The organism is Serratia montpellierensis, assembly GCF_020858655.1.
Classification (GTDB): domain Bacteria; phylum Pseudomonadota; class Gammaproteobacteria; order Enterobacterales; family Enterobacteriaceae; genus Serratia; species Serratia montpellierensis.
The window spans coordinates 256630-277161 of the sequence record NZ_VOSN01000021.1 but is presented as its reverse complement, the minus strand read 5'-3'; the positions used below and the strand labels follow the sequence as shown (position 1 = coordinate 277161).

Sequence of the window (20532 nt, the reverse complement as noted above, 5' to 3'; positions counted from 1 at the left end):
CCCCGATAACAGGCCGTTAGCCAAAAGTATAGAGTGAAAGCTGAAACGAGGCGGCAATGCGTTGACAGTTAGCGCCTATCGCAAGAAAAGAGATCATAATCACAGTCGAACAGGCTACAATCGGACAAACGCGTCATTTTTATTCTCAAGCCTAAGAGTGTTGCTATGAAAAATATCAATCCTAGTCAAACCGCTGCTTGGCAAGCCCTGCAGCAACATTATGCACAGATGAAAGACGTACGGATCGCCGACCTGTTCGCCCAGGACAGCGATCGTTTCTCCCGGTTCTCCGCGACCTTCAACGACCAAATGTTGGTGGACTATTCCAAGAACCGTATCACGCAGGAAACCCTGGAGAAGCTGCAGGCGCTGGCGAAAGAAACCGATCTGCAAGGCGCCATCAAATCGATGTTCGCCGGTGAGAAGATCAACCGTACCGAAGATCGCGCGGTGCTGCACATTGCCCTGCGCAACCGCAGCAACAGCCCGATCCTGGTCGACGGCAAAGACGTGATGCCGGAAGTGAACGCGGTGCTGGCCAAGATCAAACAGTTCTGCGCGCGCGTCATCGGCGGCGAGTGGAAAGGCTACACCGGCAAGCCGATCACCGACGTGGTGAACATCGGCATCGGCGGCTCGGATCTCGGCCCTTACATGGTGACCGAAGCGCTGCGCCCGTATAAAAACCATCTGAACATGCACTTCGTCTCCAACGTTGACGGCACCCATATCGCCGAAACGCTGCAGCCGCTGAACCCGGAAACCACGCTGTTCCTGGTGGCCTCCAAAACCTTCACCACTCAGGAAACCATGACCAACGCCCACAGCGCGCGCGACTGGTTCCTGAGCAGCGCCGCCGATCAACAGCACGTGGCCAAGCACTTCGCCGCGCTGTCCACCAATGGCAAAGCGGTGGCCGAGTTCGGCATCGATACCGACAACATGTTCGAGTTCTGGGACTGGGTAGGGGGTCGTTACTCCCTGTGGTCGGCGATCGGTCTGTCGATCGCGCTGTCCATCGGTTATGACAACTTCGAGCAGCTGCTGAGCGGCGCGCATGCCATGGATAAGCACTTCGCCGAAACGCCGGCGGAGAAAAACCTGCCGGTGCTGCTGGCGCTGATCGGTATCTGGTACAACAACTTCTTCGGTGCCGAAACCGAAGCCATTCTGCCGTACGATCAGTACATGCACCGTTTTGCCGCTTACTTCCAGCAGGGCAACATGGAATCCAACGGCAAGTACGTCGACCGCAACGGCAATCCGGTGGATTACCAGACCGGCCCGATCATCTGGGGTGAGCCGGGCACCAATGGCCAACATGCGTTCTACCAGCTGATCCACCAGGGCACCAAGCTGGTGCCGTGCGACTTCATCGCGCCGGCCATCAGCCATAACCCGCTGGGCGATCACCACGCCAAATTGCTGTCCAACTTCTTCGCCCAGACCGAAGCGCTGGCGTTCGGCAAGTCGCTGGAAGTGGTGGAGGCCGAGTTCGCGGCGCAGGGTAAAACCCCTGAGCAGGTCAAGCACGTGGCGCCGTTCAAAGTGTTTGAAGGCAACCGTCCGACCAACTCGATCCTGCTGCGCGAAATCACCCCGTTCAGCCTGGGCAGCCTGATTGCGCTGTACGAGCACAAAATCTTCACCCAGGGCGCGATCCTGAACATCTTCACCTTCGATCAGTGGGGCGTGGAGCTGGGCAAACAGCTGGCTAACCGCATCCTGCCTGAGCTGGCGGGCAGCGAGAAAATCAGCAGCCACGACAGCTCGACCAATGCGCTGATCAACCGCTTCAAGGAATGGCGCTAATCGCCTGAGCTGAAGCCAATAAAAAACCCGCCGCGGCGGGTTTTTTTACGTCGGCAAAAAATTACAGGTTGATCGGCACTTCGAAGCTGACGCCCGCGCCGACGTCATCGGCGGTGCTGTGATCGTTGTCGGTGTACCACAGGCTGGTGTCGAATTTAACCTGAGACGGGAAGGTGTAACCCCAGCCGACCTGAATGCCCTTCAGCGTATCGGATTTCGGGAACGCCTGGTTGATGCTTTGGCTCAGCGGGTTCACCTTGGCGTAAACCAAGCGGGTGCTCCAACGCTGGCTGTCGTCCAGCACCAGCTCTACGCGGCCGGACAGCATCTGGCCGTCGCCGCCCATCGCATGGCCCAGCGGGTAACCCTGCTGGTAGTAGCCGCCTTTGTAGGTATAGTGTGTGTACACATAGTTTTTGCGGCTCATATCCGAACGGGTGTCTGACCCTTCGATATACCAGTTAATGGTCGTCGGGCCCCATTCCGGGTGGCCTTCCAGTCCGAGCAGATAGGTGTTTTGCGATGGCAGATAGCCCGCTTCATCTTCACCCACCAATTGACCATACAGGCTAACTGGCAGGCCGATCAGCGGCTGCATTTTCAGTTTGAAATCGAAACCGGCGAGCTGGTTGCCCGGATCGTTGCCTTTACCTGAATCATCGTTATCTTTACCGGTGAAACCGTCCCAGAACGAGCTCCACGACTGCGGTCGGCCCTCGCCACCCCACATCATGATGCGTGAAGCGCCCAGCTCCAGGAAGTCGGTCGGCATCATGGTGAAACGGCCACCGATCAGTTTGGTGTGCGGTACTGAACTGTACTGCGACAGTTGGCCGGCGCTCAGCTGGTATTGCCAGCGGCCGATCCACGACAGCCACGGGGTTTCAAACGGCGATTGGTCGGCGCGCTGCAGCATAAAGCCCGCCACCGGGCGTGCGGCGTCGGAGCGGATCAGGCTGCCGTCGTAGCCAGGGCCCCACCACTGGGAAACTTCACCGAAGGAGAGCCACTGGTTCCAGATTTTCACCGCACCGTAGGAGCCGTTCATATTGAATTTGGAGCCGTCGCTGACGCGCTGATCGCCTTCCACCGAGCCCTGCAGACGCACGTCCCAGAACTCGCCGTTGGCGCCGGCGCCGATGGTCAGGCGATCGTCGGCGTACTCATTTTGGCCGAAGCCCTGCGGGGTGCCGGGTTTATCCGTCGAGGCGTAACCGCTGACGCGGATGTTGGCTTTCAAGGCATCGACACGGCGCTGCACGCGGTCGATGACGTTTTTCTCGGTATTGGTGACCGGCTTGGCCTGCGCGATAACGGAGCTGATCTCTTCCTGGCTCAGCGGCCAAGTGGACAGGCTGACGTTGATGACGCCGCGGTCAGACAACCAGGCGAGATCGTTACGCAGATCGTTGTCAGGAGTTACCAGGCCGGCGGCGTGGCCGGACAATGCACAGGTAAACAGGCCCGCAGCGACCAGTCCGTTAAGTTTAGCGCGCATAAAGAATTCCCTTGTTAATTCGAGGTTATTAGTTTTATGTAAAGATCTCTGTGACCCATGATAGTTGACATTTCGATTTGCTACAAATCTATAAGCCAGAAACATCTTATTATAACTTTATGAATTAAATGGGGTTTAAAGTGCTTTCGCGCGGGGCATAATTTTTAAGACAATGCCTATATTGGGACGGTTGAATCATATTAGCGGTATTCTGAGAGAGGTTTTATGGCAAAAACGTCGCGTTCGATCATGATAGCGAAAGGGCTGCAGCGGGTACTGAACGTGGGCTTGCTGCTGCTGGCGGCAATTCTGGCGGTGTTTCTGGTCAAGGAAACCCTCCACCTGGCGAAGGTGTTATTTATCAACAACGAAGAGTCTTCTTCTTACCTGTTGATTGAAGGCATCGTGATTTATTTCTTGTACTTTGAATTTATCGCCTTGATCGTCAAGTATTTTGAGTCGGGTTATCATTTCCCGCTGCGCTATTTTATTTATATCGGCATTACCGCGATTATTCGTTTGATTATCGTGGACCACAAGAATCCCATCGATACCCTGATCTACGCCGCGGCGATATTGGTGCTGGTGGTGACGCTCTATCTGGCCAACACCGATCGGCTGAAACGGGAGTAGCGGAGATAAAAATGGCGGCCAATGGCCGCCAAAGACACAGGATATCATTACCCGTCGTCTTTCAAGCTACAGCGTTGTTGACTGCACTCGCTGTAACTTGAAATCCATAGGGTAAAAGATAAGGAAAGACATCAAACGCACTGCAGTGGCACAAATTACCCCTTCACGCCGCCGGCCGTCAGGCCGCCCACCAGCCAGCGCTGCGCCAGCAGGAACACGGCGGTAATCGGTATCGCCGACAGCACCGCGGCGGCGGCGAAGTCGCCCCACAGGTAGTTCTGCGGGTTGAGATATTGCTGCATCCCCACCGCCAGCGTGTAGCTGTTCACATCGCGCAGCAGCAGCGACGCTACCGGCACTTCGGTGATGGCGGCGATAAACGACAGAATGAACACCACCGCCAGAATCGGCACCGACAGCGGCAGCAGCACCAGACGGAACGCCTGCCATGGCGTGGCGCCGTCCAGCGCCGCCGCCTCTTCCAGCGAATTGTCGATGGTTTCGAAATAGCCCTTGATGGTCCAGACGTGCAGCGCGATGCCGCCCATGTAGGCGAAGATCACGCCGCCGTGGGTGTTCAGGCCGATAAACGGAATGTACTGGCCCAGGCGATCGAACAGGGCGTACAGCGCCACCAGCGACAGCACCGCCGGGAACATCTGGAAGATCAGCATGCTTTTCAGCAGCGTGCTCTTGCCACGAAAACGCATACGGGCGAAGGCGTAGGCGCAGGTGGTGGACAGCGTCACGATACCGATGGCGGTGATCGCCGCGATCTTGATGGAGTTCCACAGCCACAGCAGCACCGGGAACGGCGGCGGCGTCACGCTGCCGTCAGCGTGGGTGACGCTGAAGCCGAGCGCCAGCCGCCAGTGATCCCAGGAGAGGGTTTCCGGTATCAGGCTGCCGGTGGCGAAGTTGCCGGAGCGCAGCGAGATAGCGATCACCATCAGCAGCGGGAACATGATCAGGGCGATAAAGCACAGCATCAAAATATGGGTGATCCACAGGCGCAGGCGCTGGGACTTGGGTTGAACCATGGCCATCGTTATTCTCCCTAATCGAAGTTCATCTTGCTGGCTTTCAAATTCAGGATCGCCAGCGCGCCCACCAACAGGAAGATCAGCGTGGCGATGGCGGCCGCCAGCCCGAAGTCTTGCCCGCCGCCGCCTTCGAAGGCGATGCGGTAGGTGTAGCTGACCAGCAGATCGGTATAGCCGGCCGGCGTGGTGGTGCCGATCATGTCCGGGCCGCCGTTGGTCAGCAGCTGGATCAGCACGAAGTTGTTAAAGTTGAAAGCGAAGCTGGCGATCATCAGCGGCGTCAGCGGCTTGATCAGCAGCGGTAAGGTGATGCGGAAGAAGTTTTGCCACGGGTTGGCGCCGTCCATCGCCGAGGCTTCGTACAGATCGTCCGGGATCGCCTTCAGCAGCCCCATGCACAGGATCATCATGTAGGGGTAGCCGAGCCAGGTGTTGACGATCAGGATCATGCTCTTGGCGGTGAGCGGATCGCTGAACCAGGCCGGTTTGATGCCGAACAGATGGCTGAGCATCATGTTGATCTCGCCGAAGCTCTGGTTGAACAAGCCTTTGAAGATCAGGATCGAGATGAATGACGGCACCGCATAGGGCAGGATCAGCAGCACGCGGTAGATCGCCTTGCCTTTCAGCGCCTCCCACTGCACCACGCAGGCCAACACCATGCCGAACGCCACGGTGAGGATCACCGTCATCACCGAGAACACGATGGTCCAGATGAAGATCGACACGAACGGTTTCTTGATGCCCTCGTCCTGCAGCACCCGCAGGAAGTTTTTCCAGCCGGTGGTGACGGTATAGCCCGGGCTCAGGGTTTCCTGCGCCCAGCCGCCGTCGGCGTTGATCGCCTGATAGAAGCCGATGTCGCCGTTTGGCCGGTAGCGCACCTGGGTCTGGTTGTTGGTCAGCGTGCTGCTGTCTTTGTCCAGCGCATACAGCGGGCGGGTGCCGGAGAACTGGCGCAGGGAGCTCATGCGCAATTCCCCGCCGTCGGGCAGTTGCGCCACCAGCTGACTCAGCGCCTGCCGGTTCTGGGTGATCACCCGCAGCGTGGCGCGTTCGCCCTGCGGCGCGGCGCTCTGCGCCGTCAGTTTCAGGGTTTGCGGCGCGGCGGCGTCGAGGCGGAAAGGCTCGGAGATCAGCGGCTGTTCACTGTCCGGTGGCGTCAGCTGCAGGCGCCACTGCTGGTTTTCCGCCGGGTAGAGGCCAAAGGTAAAGGTTTGGCCGCTCTGGAACTGGCGCTGCATCAGCACCGATTGCGCGCGTTCAAAAGTCAGCTGGTTGGTGCTGCTGTAGTTGGTGAAAGCGATGGCGATGGTGCAAATCAGCGGGAACAGGACGAACAGCCCCATGCCGGCGACGCCGGGATACACATAGCGCCAGGCGTAGGCGCGGCGGTTGGCGAAGACGTAAAGCCCGGCGCTGACCAGGATCAGCGTCAGGATGGCGAACAGGTATTCACCCTGTGCATACATCAACACAATCAGGTAGCAGGTCACTAGGCTGAACAGGCCGACCACCAGCCATTTCAGCGCGTCGCTTTGCCACCACTTCGATTTTTTACGCGCAGGCGTCCCGGCGTGAGCGAATTGCATAGGGCGTTCCTTTCTGTGAAGCAACGGCGGGGCACCGTGGCACCCCGCACGACGTCGTTACTTGGTGATACGGGTCTGCACGTCGTCCAGCGCGGCTTTCACCGTCTGACGGCCGCTGACGGCGTTGATCACCGCGCTGCGTTCGGCGTACCAGAAGGCGCTCATCTGCGGGATGTTCGGCATGATTTCCCCGTTTTGCGAGTTCTGCATGGTGGCCGCTATCTTCGGATCTTTGGCCAGCGCTTCCTGATAGGACTTCAGCGCCACTGCGCCCAGCGGTTTGTCTTTGTTGACGTCCGCCAGCCCTTCGTTGGTCAGCAGGTAGTTCTCGAGGAACTCGGTCGCCAGCTCTTTATTCGGGCTGGCGGCGTTGATGCCGGCGGTCAGCACGCCGACGAACGGCTTGGACGGCTTGCCTTTGAAGGTCGGCAGCAGCGTCACGCCGTAGTTGATTTTGCTCTGCTCGATGTTGTTCCAGGCCCACGGCCCGTTGATGGTCATCGCGGTCTGGCCTTTGTTGAACGCGGCTTCGGCGATTGAGTAGTCGGTATCGGCGTTGATGTGCTTGTTTTTCACCAGATCGACGATGAACTGCAGACCGGCCTGCGAACCGGCATTGGCGACGCCGACATCCTTGATGTTGTATTTGCCGTTTTCATACTTGAAGGCATAACCGCCGTCGGCGGCGATGATAGGCCAGGTGAAGTAGGGTTCCTGCAGGTTCCACATGATGGCGCTTTTGCCGCTGGCGCGCAGCTGTTTGTCCAGCGCCGGGATTTCTTCCCAGGTCTTCGGCGGCTGTTTGACCAGGTCTTTGTTATAAATCAGCGATAGCGCCTCGACGGCGATCGGGTAGCCGATCAGCTTGCCGTCATAGCGCACGGCGTCCCAAGTGAACGGGAACAGCTTGTCCTGGAAGGCTTTGGACGGGTGGATTTCGGCCAGCAGGCCGGACTGCGCATAGCCGCCGAAGCGGTCGTGGGCCCAGAAGATGATGTCAGGGCCGTCGCCGGTGGCGGCCACCTGCGGGTATTTTTCTTCCAGCTTGTCCGGGTGCTCGACGGTGACCTTGATGCCGGTGTCTTTTTCGAATTTCTTGCCGACTTCGGCCAGGCCGTTATAGCCCTTGTCACCGTTGATCCAGATAACCAGTTTGCCTTCCTCGATCTTGGCGAAGGCGGAAGAAGAGAGCACCAGGGTGGCCAGTGCCGAGAGCGCCAGCGTGCGGGCGAGGGTAATGCTGCGAGTCATAATCCAGTCCTTCTTTTTGTGGGCACATAAATCAAGGAGAGACGTTTCGCGGTAATAGTGGGTCACAACGCGACATATTCTCATCCTCCCCCCCTCTACGCCCCTGAGATGAGGAGTGTGATCCAGTTAACGTTGCGCTCTATTCTGTGGCGTCAGGCACAAAATAGGGGGGCAATTTTTGCCAGCCGGATCACAGATTTGCCTTAAGCGCGGAACTTCTCATCGCTGCGGTCGTTCTCTCATCCTCCCGTCTCCTCCCCCATGAAAAATCTTGTTACGGATGATTACCCTTTCCGGCGACTCCCGCACTATCGGCCCATTGATTTTCAACGCCACGCGCAGCAGGGATACCGGATTTATGTCGTCAATGCCTATCGCCACTCAGCCCACCCTGTACCGGATCCATCCGGCCAGTTTCCGTGACGGAAACGGGGACGGCGTGGGCGACGCGCACGGCATGCTGGCGGCGCTGCCGTACCTGAAAGCGCTGTCGATCGACGGCCTGTTGCTGCCGCAGACGCTGGCGCCGGAGACCGAGGCAACGGTGACGGGCGAAGGGCTGACGCTGTGGTACGCCGATGAAGCCAACCGCGTTCGCAATGCGGCCGCGCTGCAGCGGTTCGTCCAGGGGGCATTGGCGCTGGACGTGATGCCGTTCAGCGCGGAGAAGCTGGTGGCGGTGCTGCAGGCCCGCCGCGCCACGTTGGCGGACAGCCTGTGGAGCACCGGCGACGCCGATCAGCCCCGGGTGGTCAGCCGCTGGGGGCAGGGCGATCTGCGCTCCGCCGCCGCCTTTCTGACGCTGCTGGCGATGTTGCCGGCGCCGATCTGCCTGTATCAGGGCGAAGAGCTGGGGCTGCCGCATGCCGCCGGCCTGCAGGATCCGCGCGGCGCGCAAACGCCGATGCCGTGGCATGAGGCCCCCGAACAGGTCACCGCCGGGGAAATCAGCTGGTATCAGCAGGTGGCGATCGAACACCGCGCATTGGCCATCAGCCGCCAACAGCACGACAGCCACTCCACCTTACGTTACTGCCAGGCGCTGTTGGCCCTGCGCCGTTCGCCGCTCATCCAGCGCGGCGAGCTGAGCGCGGTCAGCCAGCGGGACGGCGTGGTGCGCTTACTTATTACCCATCAGGATCAATGCCTTGAAGCGCTGATAAACCTGCAGCCTTATACTCAGGCGGCCGCGCCGTCTGAGGCGACCTTGCCGTTGGCATGGCAGCACGGCGCGCAGCAAGAGGGTCATCAATGGGTTTTGGCGGGCTTTGCCTCCGCCATTTTCACACGACATGTTAACTGCGAAAGCAGGGGAGTAACGCATGGCTAGCGTGACACTGCGCAGCGTTTATAAGGCCTTCGGTGAGGCCGTGATTTCCAAAGACGTCAATCTGACCATCGAGGACGGCGAGTTTGTGGTGTTTGTCGGGCCGTCGGGCTGCGGCAAATCGACGCTGCTGCGCATGATCGCCGGGCTGGAGGACATCACCTCCGGCGAGCTGCTGATCGGCGAGAAACGTATGAATGAGGTGCCGCCTTCCGAGCGCGGCATCGGCATGGTGTTCCAATCCTATGCGCTGTATCCGCACCTGTCGGTGGCGGACAACATGTCGTTCGGCCTGAAGCTGGCCGGCGCCAGGAAAGCGGAAATCAACCAACGGGTGAACCAGGTCTCCGAGGTGCTGCAGCTGGCGCACCTGCTCGACCGCCGGCCGAAGGCGCTGTCCGGCGGGCAGCGTCAGCGCGTGGCGATCGGCCGCACGCTGGTGGCCGAACCGGACGTATTCCTGCTCGACGAACCGCTGTCCAACCTCGACGCCGCGCTGCGGGTACAGATGCGCATCGAGATCTCCCGTCTGCACAAGCGCCTGCAGCGCACCATGATTTACGTCACCCACGATCAGGTCGAGGCGATGACGCTGGCCGACAAGATCGTGGTGCTCGACGCCGGCCGCGTGGCCCAGGTCGGCAAGCCGCTGGAACTGTATCACTATCCGGCCAACCGCTTCGTCGCCGGGTTTATCGGCTCGCCGAAGATGAACTTCCTGCCGGTCAAGGTGACCGCTGCGCAGCCGCAACAGGTGCAGGTCGAACTGCCCAACCGCCAGCTGGTGTGGCTGCCGGTGGAAGGCGCGGGCGTTCAGCCCGGCGCCAACCTGTCACTGGGCATTCGCCCTGAACATCTGCTGCCCGGCGAAGCCTCTGAAGTGCGGCTTACCGGCGACGTACAGGTGGTGGAGCAACTCGGCAACGAGACGCAAATCCACATCCAAATCCCGGCCATCCGTCAAAACCTGGTGTACCGCCAGAATGACGTGGTGCTGGTAGAAGAAGGTGCCACATTCGCCATCGGCCTGCCGCCTCACCGCTGCCACCTGTTCCGTGAAGACGGTACGGCATGTAAACGGCTGCACCAGGAGCCGGGCGTTTAAAGCATCAAAGTCGGTATAACAGGAGAATAATGATGACTACTCTGCGCAAACTTCCTCTGGCACTGGCTGTCGCCGCCGGTGTTCTCTCTACCCAGGCGCTGGCCGTGGATTTCCACGGTTACGCCCGTTCCGGCATCGGCTGGACCGGCAGCGGCGGTGAGCAACAGTGCTTCAAGGCCACCGGCGCCGCGAGCAAATACCGTCTCGGCAACGAATGCGAAACCTACGCCGAGCTGAAACTGGGGCAGGAAGTGTGGAAAGAAGGCGACAAAAGCTTCTATTTCGACACCAACCTGGCCTATTCGGTCTCGCAACGTTCCGACTGGGAAGATGTGACGCCGGGCTTCCGCGAAGTCAACGTGCAGGGTAAAAACCTGATCGACTGGCTGCCGGGCTCCACGCTGTGGGCCGGTAAGCGTTTCTATCAGCGTCATGATGTTCACATGATCGACTTCTACTACTGGGATATCTCCGGCCCGGGCGCCGGTCTGGAAAACATCGATCTGGGCTTCGGTAAGCTGTCCGCTGCCGTGACCCGCAACTCGGAGTCCGGCGGCTCTTACGGCTATCTGGATAACGAATGGAAACAGCGTCCGACCGTCAACGATACCTTCGACGTGCGCTTGGCCGGGCTGGAGTTGAACCCGGGCGGCACCCTGGAGCTGGGCGTGGACTACGGCCGCGCCAATGCGCAGGACCACTACCACCTGGCCGACGGCGCGAGCAAAGACGGTTGGATGTTCACCGCGGAACACACCCAAAGCATCCTGAACGGTTACAACAAGTTTGTGGTGCAGTACGCCACTGACTCGATGACCTCGCAGAACAACGGCCGCAACGAAGGCGCCACCATCGATAACAACGGCAAGATGATCCGCGTGCTGGATCACGGCGCCATCGACTTCAACGATCAATGGGCGCTGATGTACGTCGCCATGTTCCAGGACATCGACCGCGACAACAACAACGGCACCACCTGGTACACCGTGGGCGTGCGCCCGATGTACAAATGGACGCCGATCATGAGCACCCTGCTGGAAGCAGGCTATGACAACGTTAAATCCCAGCGCACCGGCGATCGCAACGGCCAGTATAAAGTGACCCTGGCGCAGCAGTGGCAGGCCGGCAACAGCATCTGGTCGCGTCCGGCCATCCGCCTGTTCGCCACCTACGCCAAGTGGGACGAGAAGTGGGGCTACGCCACCGGCGATGACACCGGGTATAACGCCGGCACCGCTTACAACGACACCAGCATGCATACCTTCAGCCGCGGCAAGGATGACGAAGTCACCTTCGGCGCCCAGATGGAAATTTGGTGGTAACGACGACAGGACGGGGAGGGCCGCAGGTTCTCCCCCAACCGCATTCGTCGCGGCCGGATCTCTTGCCTGATCCGCCGCGGCGCTGAAAGAGGATATAACGATGAAAAAGAATCTGCTGTCACTCTGCCTGTCGCTGGCGCTGACCGTCGGCGCGCCTTTGGCGGCCAACGCCGAGACGCCGGCCAACGTTTCCGTCGCGCCGGCCATCAGCGCCGCCACGCTGCAAAGCCTGCCGTGGCAGCCGCTGCAGCCGCCGGTGTCGCAAGAGGTGAAGCTCGACGCCGTCAGCCCGCAACTCAATCAGGGCGAGATTCAGGGGGCGATCGCCGCCTATACGCTGCCCGCCGATCGCGGTTCGCTGGAAGTGACGCTGAGCAGCCTTGCCAAAAACAATTCGCTTTATGCGCCGAGCGTGCTGGTGCTGGACGAGCATCTGCGCCCGGCGGCGTATTACCCGAGCAGCTACTTCCCTTACCAGCCGCCGGGGGCGATGTCCTCCGATCGCCTCGAAGGCACGCTGAAACTGACGCCGGCGCTCGGTCAAAAACAGATTTACCTGCTGGTGTACACCACCCGTCAGGACTTGGCGAAAACCACGCAGCTGACTAACCCGGCCAAGGCCTATGCGCAGGGCGTGGGCAACGCGGTGCCGGATATCCCGGATCCGATCGCCGGCCACGCGACGACCGGCACGCTGAAGCTTAAGGTCACCGCGGAACAGGGCACCGGCAACGTGATGATCGGCATGCTGCAGCCTGCGCCGACCGTGGCGCCGGTGGTGGTGGGCTCGACCGCACCGGCTGCTATGGCGGCACCGGCACCGATGCCGGAGAAACCGACGGAGCCGATGCTCAACGATACCGAAAGCTACTTCAATAATGGCATCAAGCAGGCGGTGAAGGCGGGCGATATCGACAAGGCGCTGAAACTGATGAATGAGGCCGAGAAACTGGGCTCGACCACCGCGCGTAAAACGTTTATCAGCAGCGTTAAAGGCAAGGGGTAACACCCGGCGCTGCCGATGCTGGCTCGATGATTGGTGCGCCTTGGCGCACCTTTTTTCATCCGCGCGCCAGCGTTGCGCCGATCAACGCCAGTAGACGGGTGTTGTCCACCTGCTGCATGATGCGCACCGGCTTGCCCTGCGGCGGCGGCATGCCGACCGTCAGGCGCAGGCCGCCCGGCCGCCAACGGCGTGAGCTACCGCGCGTCAACGCTCCTTCCAGCGCCACATCCACATGGAACATTTCGGTCGTGACCAGCTGCGGTTCCAACAGCCAGGCGATCACCAGCGCATCATGGATCCAGCAGCCCGGCAGGCGCCGCGTATGGCGCGAATAGTCGATCCACGGCTGCGTGGTGGCGCGCAAATAGCGGCACAGCGGGGTATCCGGCTGGGTCAACGTGGCCAGATCCGCCTGGGTCAGCATGGTCTGGGTGGTGACGTCCAGCGGTGCCAGTGTGATAGTGGCGCCGCTGTTCAACACCAGCCGCGCCGCTTCCGGATCCAAACCGAAATTGGTGTCCTTGATGTACCCATCGACGTTGAATACGCCACCCATGATCACGATCTCTTTCACCGCCTGCGCCATCTGCGGGTAAAGCTGCATGGCGTGCGCAACGTTGGTCAGCGGGCCGATCGCCGCCAGCGTGATCTCGCCGGGATGCCGGCAGATCAGTTCGCCGATGGCGATGGCGGCGTCCGGTGTGGGCGCGTTGGCCTGCGAGGGCGCGGGCAGGTCACGCCACAGCGCCGCCAGCTTCGGATCGGCGATCGGGCGGTCCAGATGCGCGCGCCACGGCTCCGGCGGTTCGCTCAGGGCGCGTGCCGCGCCGAGGGCGACAGGGACTTGATAGCCGCTCTGCGCCAGCAGATCGGTGGCGACGGCGAAGCCCACTTCTCGCGGGGTGTTGCCGGCCACGATGCTGATCAGCTCCAGCTGCAGCTGCGGTTTGACCGCCAGCGCCAGGGCCAGCGCCAGCCCGTCGTCGACGTTGGCGCCGGGAACGCCGTTGCCGGGATCGCAATCAATGATTAAACGCATATAAGGTGTCCTGAAAAACCGCTAACAGCCGCAGGAACGGCGGATGCGCAGTTGAAAAGCGAATTCATGCAGCTCGGCGGGCGCGGCACCGGCGGCCAGCATGGCGATGGCCCGCTTGGCCATGGCGTCGATCGGCTGCTCGACCGCGCTGAGCGGCGGCACGCTGAATTCGGCTTGCTGCGTGCCGTTAAAACAGATCAGCGCCAGATCGTCCGGCGCGCGCAGCCCGTGCTCCGCCAGCGCCGACAGGCAGCCGAGCGCCTGCTGTTCGTTGGAGGTGAAAACGGCGCGTGGGCGTGGGCCTTGCACCAGGCGCTGGGTGGCCTGGTAACCGCCCTGGCGGGTGTAGGGCACCTCGAAAATCCACTCGTCGCGTGGCGCGATGCCCGCCTCCAGCAGCGCATCGCGCCAGCCGTTCAGGCGATCCTGCGCGTTGAGCATGGTCAGCGGGCCGATAAAAATGCCGATATCGCGGTAGCCGTGTTGCAGCAGGTGGCGGGTTGCCTGGCAGGCGGCGTCGCGCTCGTCGACGCGAATGGCGCAGACGCCGGCCTGGCTGTCGATGGTGTCTATCATTACGCAGGGCGTGCCGGAGGCGCGGATCAGATCGAACCACGGGTGGCGATCGACGCTGGTGTACAGCAGGCCGTCGACCTGGCGGCGCAGCAGGTTGTTGATCAGCTCATATTCGCGCTGCCGGTCGTCGCCGGCGTCGCCCAGCAGCAGCACGCGGCCGCGGCTGAAGGCCTCTTGCTGCAGCGCCCGCGCCAGCGTGGCGAAGAACGGGTTGGAAATATCCGGCACCACCAGCCCGTAGGTTTGCGTGCTGCCGGAAGCCAGCGCCCGCGCGATGTCGTTCGGCCGGTAGCCGGTCTGCTCGATTGCCGCCAGCACGCGCAGCCGGGTGGCTTCCGCCACCGGGCGCGGACCATTGTTGATCACATAGCTGACCACGGCGACGGAGGTGCCCGCTACGCGGGCCACGTCGGCGCGGGTAACGCGTCGCGCGGAGTGATTATCCAAATTGGGATCCTGTTCGCCTTCTCGTTACGCGGCATCCTGCGGCAGGTTGAGATCGCGGCCGCGGGTTTCGGGAGCAAAGAAGGTGGTGATTAAGCCGATGGCCGCCATTACAACAAAATAGCAGGCGACAGGCCACCAGTGACCGAAACCGGACAGCAGTGCGGTGGCGATCAGCGGCGCGGTGCCGCCGGAGAGGATCGAGCCGAGCTCCTTGGCGAACGCCATTTTGGAGTAGCGGTTCTTCACGCCGAACAATTCGACGCCGTAGGCCGCCTGCACGCCGAAGATCCCCAGCGATGCGATGCACATGCCGACCACGATCACCGAGATGACGATCGCCGGTTCACGGCTGTCGAGCAACCAGAACGCCGGGAAGGCGTACAGCACCAGCAGCAGGCAGAACCACCGGTAGGTGATGCGGCGGCCGAAGCGATCGGACAGCCAGCCGGCCAGCGGGATCACCAGAAAACCGCACAGCGAGGCGATCAGCACCGCCAGCGCCGGTACCGATTTATCAACCATCAGCACCTTGGCCACATAACCGACGATAAAGCCCTGGCACAGGTAGGAAGGGCCGTTTTCGCCGATGCGCAGGCCGAGCATCACCCAGAACGCCTTGGTGCGCTGCAGGTAGCTGCGCGTATCCGGCGCGGCCTGGGCGGCGTCCAGCATGCGCTGGTGGTTTTGCTGCAGCTCGCGTTCGAAGACCGGCGTTTCCCGCACGTGGCGACGCAGGTACAGCGCCGCGCCGGCGATCAGAATGCTGGCGAGGAACGGAATGCGCCAGCCCCAGCTCATCAGGTCTTCCTTGTCCAACTGCAGCACCAGCAGCCATACCAGCGACGCCAGCAGAGTGCCGCTGTTGGAGCCGATGGCGATGATAGACGCCACCAGCCCGCGCCGTTTGGCCGGCGCGTATTCCGCCAGCATCACCGCGCCGCCGGACAGTTCCGCACCGGCGCCGAACCCCTGTGCGAAGCGCAGGATCACCAGGCAGGTGGGTGCCCAGACGCCGATTTGCGCATAGGACGGGATCAGGCCGATCAGCGTGGTGGAGAGGCCCATCAGCGCCACGGTGGTGATCAGCACCACGCGGCGGCCTTTGCGGTCACCGATCCAGCCGAACACCAGCGCACCGATCGGCCGTGCGACGAAGCCGACGGAGTAGGTGGTGAAGCTGGCCAGCAGGGCGACCAGCGGCGTGGCCTCGGGGAAGAACACGTCGCCGAACACCATGCCGGCCGCCAGGCCGTACAGCGCAAAATCGACGTATTCCATCGCGGTGCCGAGCCAGCAGGAGAAGGTGGCGCGCCAAAATTGGCTGCGCCCCTCTTTGGTCGCCAGGCGTTCATCGGCCGCCAGCGCGGCGTCGGCGGTCTGTGAAGGGGCAAGCGTTGTTTCGCTCATGGCAGTGCTATCCTCTTTTGTTCTGCGCCTGGAGGGGCGCGGTTAAAGATGGTTTCCCTGGTGCCGGCAACAAAGGTGTGCCGACAAATCATGTCGGACGCATGGCGATTCAACGCTGCGGTGTCAGAGTATCTACGCGCGTAGATAACACAACGCGAGGAAGCTGAAACTTTGCGGGCGATCACAGAATCGTCAGCGTGCCGGGAGATGAAGATAGAGAATGCGGATGGCAAAAAGATGACAGCCCCCCGGTTTTTCCGGCTGATGCGCCTGCCGTTTTCGCCACGAATCAGCCTGCCGCTTTCGTATTTCTGCGCTACAATGGGGGCCTGTTAACAGTTTGTATCGTCTGGCGCGCCGTACCGGCTGTGGTTCAGGCGAGGAGTAAAGCAATGTCTGGCATCAGGGATTCCATCCTGCCGCCGCTGGAGTGGTTGTCCGAACAGGATCCTCCGGCGCCCGCCGCCGTCAGCGATTGGCTGATGGAGTTAGGCTCCATGACCCGCCGATTTGAACGCCATTGCGCCCAGGTGCGCGTCGAACCGCAGCGCGAATGCTTCGTCACGCGCGAGGCGCTGGGCGACGAGGCGAAGCACTTGCCAAACAGCCCGCGCTACTGGCTGCGCGAAGTGGTGCTGCTGGGTGACGACCAGCCCTGGCTGCTGGGGCGCACGGTGATCCCGGAAAATACGCTGACCGGCCCTGACCAGGCGCTGGTGGATCTGGGCACGCTGCCGCTGGGGCGCTACCTGTTCAGCAGCGGCGATCTGACCCGCGACTATATCCATATCGGCCGACAGGACGCGCTGTGGGCACGCCGTTCACGGCTGCGGCTGGCGGGCAAACCGCTGTTGCTGACCGAACTGTTTTTACCGGCTTCACCGCTGTATTCAGCGGTTCCTGCATAAGAGAGGAGAGCAAGACCTTGGAGGGAAGCGTGACTCAAAGTAAATGGCGGGCTTACAGCCATTTGATGCGCATTGATAAACCGATCGGCACGCTGTTGCTGCTGTGGCCGACGCTGTGGGCGCTGTGGCTGGCCGGGAAAGGCGTGCCGCCGCTGTCGATTTTACTGGTGTTCGTGCTCGGCGTGTTCCTGATGCGCGCCGCTGGCTGCGTGGTGAATGATTACGCCGATCGCGCGGTGGACGGCTATGTGAAACGCACCGCCGGGCGGCCGATGCCGAGCGGCCGGGTGAGCGCCAAAGAGGCCAAAGTGCTGTTCGTGGTGCTGGTGCTGATCTCGTTCTGCCTGGTATTGACGCTGAACGCGATGACCATCTGGCTGTCGCTGGCGGCGCTGGCGCTGGCCTGGGTGTATCCGTTCATGAAGCGGGTGACCAACCTGCCGCAGTTCGTGCTGGGCGCCGCGTTTGGCTGGGGCATTCCGATGGGCTATGCGGCGGTCAGCGAATCGCTGCCGCTCAGCTGCTGGCTGCTGCTGCTGGCCAACATCTGCTGGACGGTGGCCTACGACACGCTGTATGCGATGGTCGACCGCGACGATGACCTGAAGATTGGCATCAAATCCACCGCTATCCTGTTCGGGCGTTATGACAAGCTGATCGTCGGGCTGCTGCAGTTCGCGACGCTGCTGCTGCTGGTGTGGGTCGGTTATCTGGCGCAGCTCGGCGGGGCGTTTTACTGGTCGCTGCTGCTGGCAGGCGCGCTGTTCATTCACCAGCAGAAACAGATCGCCGGGCGTGAGCGCGAAGCCTGCTTCAAGGCCTTCCTGCAGAACAACTATGTCGGACTGGTGGTGTTTATCGGCATCGCGCTGAGCTATCTGCCGGCGTAACGGTTTCCTGCAGCAAGAAAAAAGGCACCCCTCGGGGTGCCTTTTGTGTTTCCGCGCCGGACGAAATCACTCGTCTTGCTCTTCTTCCGCATCGGCTTGCGGCAGAACGTTGGTCTCTTCCGGCATGTTGACGCTTTCGATGGTCAGCTTGATTTCCGGCGTGATCAGATCGCTCAGCATGTTGTACACCTCGAGGGTGTGTTCGCGGATCGCATCGCCGCTGTCGTTGATATAGCCTTCTTCGCGCAGCGTCGCCACCAGGGTGGAGAACACCGCCTTGTCGAAGAACTCCGGCGCGTTGATGCCGTGCAGCACCGACAGACGTTGCGCCATGATGCGGCTCTCTTTCTCCAGCGCGCCGCGGTTGATGCTCGGGTTGGCGCTGAGGATCGACATAGTGATGGCGTAGCGTTGCAGGGTTTCGCGCACCCCGGCGGCCAGCAGCTGCAGCGGGCGAATGCGCGCCGGGTTCAGCACCAGCTCGTCGCCTTTGTCGCAGATCAGCTGTTGACGGATCAGCTCGTCGATCATCGGCCGCAGCACTTCCGACAGCTGTTCCTTATCGTTATGCAGGAACAGCTCGGCTTTCAGCATCGGGTAGATCATGCCGATCTGGCGCAGCAGCTCGGTGCGCGACACCCGGCGATGATGCATCACAATGCTGGCGATCAGCGACGGCAACACCAGCAGGTGGTGGATGTTGTTGCGGTAATAGGTCATCAGCACCGCCTGCTCGCGCGGCAGAATGATGATGTCGCCGATGTTGTCCTTTTCCACCTCGAACTTGTTCATGTTCAGCGCGTGATCCAGCAGCTCGTCCGGCGTTTGCGTCGGTACGGTGACGTCATGCGCGTAAGGCGCATTGCGCATCAGCTGCAGGTAGCACTCGAGCTGCTCGAGCAATTGTTCGCGGGTCAGCGAACGCTGGCGCGAGGCCAGCAGCGCGGTGGAGCACAGGTTCATGGCGTTGGCCGCGGCGGCGTTGTTGATGCGCACCATGATCTGGCCGGCCAGATCGTTGACCGTCGGCGTCAGCCAGCTTGGGCGCTGAGCCTCGATCGGATCGATAGACTCGCGCCACTGCGGCACGTGCTGGTTGAGGTAAGCGGTCAACGGCAGCGGCTCGCCAAAGTTGACATAACCCTGGCCCAGATTGCGCAGCTTGCGCAGGCCGCGCAGCATCTGCAGCAGGCTCTCTTTTTCCTTGGTGGCGCCACGCAGCTCTTTGGCATAGGTGCCCACTTCCATCACGTGCTCGTAGCCGATGTAGATCGGCACCAGCGTGATCGGACGGGCACCGCCGCGCAGCATCGCCTGAATGGTCATCGACAGGGTGCCGGTCTTCGGCTCCAGCAGACGCCCGGTGCGGGAACGGCCGCCTTCCACGAAGTATTCCACCGAGTAACCGCGGGTGAACAGCTCGCCGAGGTATTCGCGGAACACCGTCGAGTACAGCTTGTTGCCCTTGAAGGTGCGGCGGATGAAGAACGCGCCCAGGCGGCGGAAGATCGGACCCGCCGGCCAGAAGTTGAGGTTGATGCCGGCGGCGATGTGCGGCGGCACCAGGCCCTGGTGATACAGCACGTAGGACAGCAGCAGATAATCCATGTGGCTGCGGTGGCAGGGCACGTAGACGATCTCGTGGCCGTCCTGCGCCAGCTGGCGCACGCGTTCGGCGTTGGTGACGTTGATGCCCTGATACAGCCGGTTCCAGGTCCAGCTCAGCACGCGGTCGGACAGGCGCACGGTTTCGTAGGAGAAATCGGCGGCGATCTCTTCCATCAGCGCGATGGCGTTCTGTTGGGCCTTCTCGTGCGAGATCTTCTTGCTGCGCGCTTCGTCCTCGACCGCTTTTTCGATCGCTTTGGACGCCAACAGCTTGTTGAACAGATCCTGACGGGCCGGCAGGCTCGGGCCTACCGCGGCCAGGCGCTGACGCGAGAAGTGCATGCGTGCCACGCGCGCCAGTTTCTGCGCGATGGTTTTATCCGTGCCGTGTTCGGTCGCCATGCGGCGCAGCGAAACGGTGTTGGAGAAACGCACGAAGCTGTCGCGGCCGAGCCACAGCACGGCGAAGAATTTCTGCACGCCGTTCAACAGACGCAGGTGCGGCGTGCCGTGGCCTTCGCGGCCCGGCGAGCGGCCGAACATGACCGAAACCGGAAGCATCTGAATGTCGAGATCCGGATTGCTGCGATGCAGATCCAGATAGTCGTGGAACAGCTTTACCGACTCTTCTTTCGGGGTGTAGTAGCGGAACACGCGCGGGCCGTCGTGAATGAACACGTAGCTCGGCAGCACGGTGCCGTCGATCTCCAGCGAGTTGAGCGGATCGGGCAGATCCTGCGCCAGGCACTGGGTGCGCAGCGTCAGCAAATCCGCCTTGGAATTGTAAGGTAAAACATACAAAATCGGCCGTGAGGGATCCAACCCTAGCTCGGTAACCGGATCTGAAGGGATGACCTTACTTCTTACCAACAATTTAAGTGGTAAATTCAATATTTTATAATAAATTTTACGCCAACCTGACATAAACAACGTGAAGCCTCTTGTTAGCAATGCGCCGCAAGCATACCAGAAACCGGGTAGCAGATCTGTGGTGTTCGAAAACCGAGAGCCGTCAGCGCGGACTGTTCTAGACTCTTGTTATTATGACCGACCTCTGAGAAAGGCACG

General features: G+C 61.2%; 16 protein-coding genes. 8 read left to right on the top strand and 8 right to left on the bottom strand.

Annotation, left to right across the window (positions count from 1 at the left end):
- Positions 1-165 precede the first annotated feature (165 nt).
- Entirely contained in the window at positions 166-1812 is a 1647-nt protein-coding gene (gene pgi, locus FUU19_RS21925; RefSeq protein WP_033639258.1) for a glucose-6-phosphate isomerase, read from the top strand.
- 61 nt (positions 1813-1873) lie between these two features.
- Here the strand turns inward: pgi and FUU19_RS21920 are convergent, their stop codons facing one another.
- Positions 1874-3310, bottom strand: a complete 1437-nt coding sequence (locus FUU19_RS21920; protein WP_141972270.1) for a capsule assembly Wzi family protein — start codon at positions 3308-3310, stop codon at positions 1874-1876.
- A gap of 225 nt (positions 3311-3535) precedes the next feature.
- Here FUU19_RS21920 and psiE point away from each other — a divergent pair, with 225 nt between their 5' ends.
- Positions 3536-3943, top strand: a complete 408-nt coding sequence (gene psiE / locus FUU19_RS21915; protein ID WP_202670572.1) for a phosphate-starvation-inducible protein PsiE — start codon at positions 3536-3538, stop codon at positions 3941-3943.
- A 155-nt stretch (positions 3944-4098) separates the two neighbouring features.
- Here psiE and malG read toward each other — a convergent pair whose 3' ends face one another.
- From malG to malE, 3 genes are read right to left on the bottom strand one after another with little or no spacing between them, the layout of a single operon-like run.
- The gene (malG, locus tag FUU19_RS21910) at positions 4099-4989 is read right to left on the bottom strand and encodes a maltose ABC transporter permease MalG (RefSeq protein ID WP_049273304.1); all 891 of its coding nucleotides are present in this window, start codon (positions 4987-4989) and stop codon (positions 4099-4101) included.
- Positions 4990-5000: 11 nt separating this feature from the next.
- On the bottom strand, positions 5001-6578 hold the full coding sequence (gene malF, locus FUU19_RS21905) for a maltose ABC transporter permease MalF (protein WP_230489696.1): 1578 nt from the start codon (positions 6576-6578) through the stop codon (positions 5001-5003).
- Positions 6579-6635: 57 nt separating this feature from the next.
- On the bottom strand, positions 6636-7829 hold the full coding sequence (gene malE, locus FUU19_RS21900) for a maltose/maltodextrin ABC transporter substrate-binding protein MalE (RefSeq protein WP_019453233.1): 1194 nt from the start codon (positions 7827-7829) through the stop codon (positions 6636-6638).
- Between the two features lie 358 nt (positions 7830-8187).
- On the opposite strand from malE, the gene FUU19_RS24710 reads away from it, so the two are divergent.
- The 4 genes from FUU19_RS24710 to malM all read left to right on the top strand — a co-directional run bounded on the left by FUU19_RS24710 (position 8188) and on the right by malM (position 12589).
- Entirely contained in the window at positions 8188-9159 is a 972-nt protein-coding gene (locus FUU19_RS24710; RefSeq protein WP_141972274.1) for an alpha-amylase family glycosyl hydrolase, read from the top strand.
- On the top strand, positions 9152-10261 hold the full coding sequence (gene malK / locus FUU19_RS21885) for a maltose/maltodextrin ABC transporter ATP-binding protein MalK (RefSeq protein WP_038874339.1): 1110 nt from the start codon (positions 9152-9154) through the stop codon (positions 10259-10261). Before FUU19_RS24710 ends, malK begins: the two co-directional genes overlap by 8 nt.
- Positions 10262-10290: 29 nt before the next feature.
- Entirely contained in the window at positions 10291-11583 is a 1293-nt protein-coding gene (locus FUU19_RS21880) for a maltoporin (RefSeq protein ID WP_049288181.1), read from the top strand.
- Positions 11584-11683: 100 nt separating this feature from the next.
- Positions 11684-12589 carry a maltose operon protein MalM gene (gene malM, locus FUU19_RS21875; protein WP_197811466.1) on the top strand — a complete coding sequence of 302 codons (906 nt, stop codon included), beginning with the start codon at positions 11684-11686 and terminating at the stop codon, positions 12587-12589.
- A gap of 55 nt (positions 12590-12644) precedes the next feature.
- On the opposite strand, the gene FUU19_RS21870 is transcribed toward malM, so the two are convergent.
- From FUU19_RS21870 to FUU19_RS21860, 3 genes are read right to left on the bottom strand one after another with little or no spacing between them, the layout of a single operon-like run.
- Positions 12645-13628 (bottom strand): nucleoside hydrolase, encoded by a 984-nt coding sequence (locus FUU19_RS21870; RefSeq protein ID WP_230489695.1) that lies wholly within the window; start codon positions 13626-13628, stop codon positions 12645-12647.
- Positions 13629-13649: 21 nt separating this feature from the next.
- Complete coding sequence (locus tag FUU19_RS21865) at positions 13650-14651, bottom strand: LacI family DNA-binding transcriptional regulator (RefSeq protein WP_141972280.1); 1002 nt, start codon at positions 14649-14651, stop codon at positions 13650-13652.
- Between the two features lie 24 nt (positions 14652-14675).
- Positions 14676-16058, bottom strand: coding sequence for an MFS transporter (locus FUU19_RS21860; RefSeq protein ID WP_230489694.1), 1383 nt, complete (start codon positions 16056-16058; stop codon positions 14676-14678).
- 392 nt (positions 16059-16450) lie between these two features.
- On the opposite strand from FUU19_RS21860, the gene ubiC reads away from it, so the two are divergent.
- Entirely contained in the window at positions 16451-16966 is a 516-nt protein-coding gene (gene ubiC, locus FUU19_RS21855) for a chorismate lyase (protein WP_084827467.1), read from the top strand.
- A 17-nt stretch (positions 16967-16983) separates the two neighbouring features.
- Complete coding sequence (gene ubiA / locus FUU19_RS21850) at positions 16984-17856, top strand: 4-hydroxybenzoate octaprenyltransferase (protein ID WP_047573515.1); 873 nt, start codon at positions 16984-16986, stop codon at positions 17854-17856.
- 66 nt (positions 17857-17922) lie between these two features.
- Here ubiA and plsB read toward each other — a convergent pair whose 3' ends face one another.
- Entirely contained in the window at positions 17923-20388 is a 2466-nt protein-coding gene (plsB, locus tag FUU19_RS21845) for a glycerol-3-phosphate 1-O-acyltransferase PlsB (RefSeq protein WP_230489693.1), read from the bottom strand.
- Positions 20389-20532 lie beyond the last annotated feature (144 nt).

What these genes read in the sequence shown, in the direction of transcription:
- pgi (WP_033639258.1), top strand. Translation starts at nt 166, where the DNA reads ATGAAAAATATCAATCCTAGTCAAACCGCTGCTTGGCAAGCCCTGCAG.
- FUU19_RS21920 (WP_141972270.1), bottom strand. Translation starts at nt 3,310, where the DNA reads ATGCGCGCTAAACTTAACGGACTGGTCGCTGCGGGCCTGTTTACCTGT.
- psiE (WP_202670572.1), top strand. Translation starts at nt 3,536, where the DNA reads ATGGCAAAAACGTCGCGTTCGATCATGATAGCGAAAGGGCTGCAGCGG.
- malG (WP_049273304.1), bottom strand. Translation starts at nt 4,989, where the DNA reads ATGGCCATGGTTCAACCCAAGTCCCAGCGCCTGCGCCTGTGGATCACC.
- malF (WP_230489696.1), bottom strand. Translation starts at nt 6,578, where the DNA reads ATGCAATTCGCTCACGCCGGGACGCCTGCGCGTAAAAAATCGAAGTGG.
- malE (WP_019453233.1), bottom strand. Translation starts at nt 7,829, where the DNA reads ATGACTCGCAGCATTACCCTCGCCCGCACGCTGGCGCTCTCGGCACTG.
- FUU19_RS24710 (WP_141972274.1), top strand. Translation starts at nt 8,188, where the DNA reads ATGTCGTCAATGCCTATCGCCACTCAGCCCACCCTGTACCGGATCCAT.
- malK (WP_038874339.1), top strand. Translation starts at nt 9,152, where the DNA reads ATGGCTAGCGTGACACTGCGCAGCGTTTATAAGGCCTTCGGTGAGGCC.
- FUU19_RS21880 (WP_049288181.1), top strand. Translation starts at nt 10,291, where the DNA reads ATGATGACTACTCTGCGCAAACTTCCTCTGGCACTGGCTGTCGCCGCC.
- malM (WP_197811466.1), top strand. Translation starts at nt 11,684, where the DNA reads ATGAAAAAGAATCTGCTGTCACTCTGCCTGTCGCTGGCGCTGACCGTC.
- FUU19_RS21870 (WP_230489695.1), bottom strand. Translation starts at nt 13,628, where the DNA reads ATGCGTTTAATCATTGATTGCGATCCCGGCAACGGCGTTCCCGGCGCC.
- FUU19_RS21860 (WP_230489694.1), bottom strand. Translation starts at nt 16,058, where the DNA reads ATGAGCGAAACAACGCTTGCCCCTTCACAGACCGCCGACGCCGCGCTG.
- ubiC (WP_084827467.1), top strand. Translation starts at nt 16,451, where the DNA reads ATGTCTGGCATCAGGGATTCCATCCTGCCGCCGCTGGAGTGGTTGTCC.
- plsB (WP_230489693.1), bottom strand. Translation starts at nt 20,388, where the DNA reads ATGTCAGGTTGGCGTAAAATTTATTATAAAATATTGAATTTACCACTT.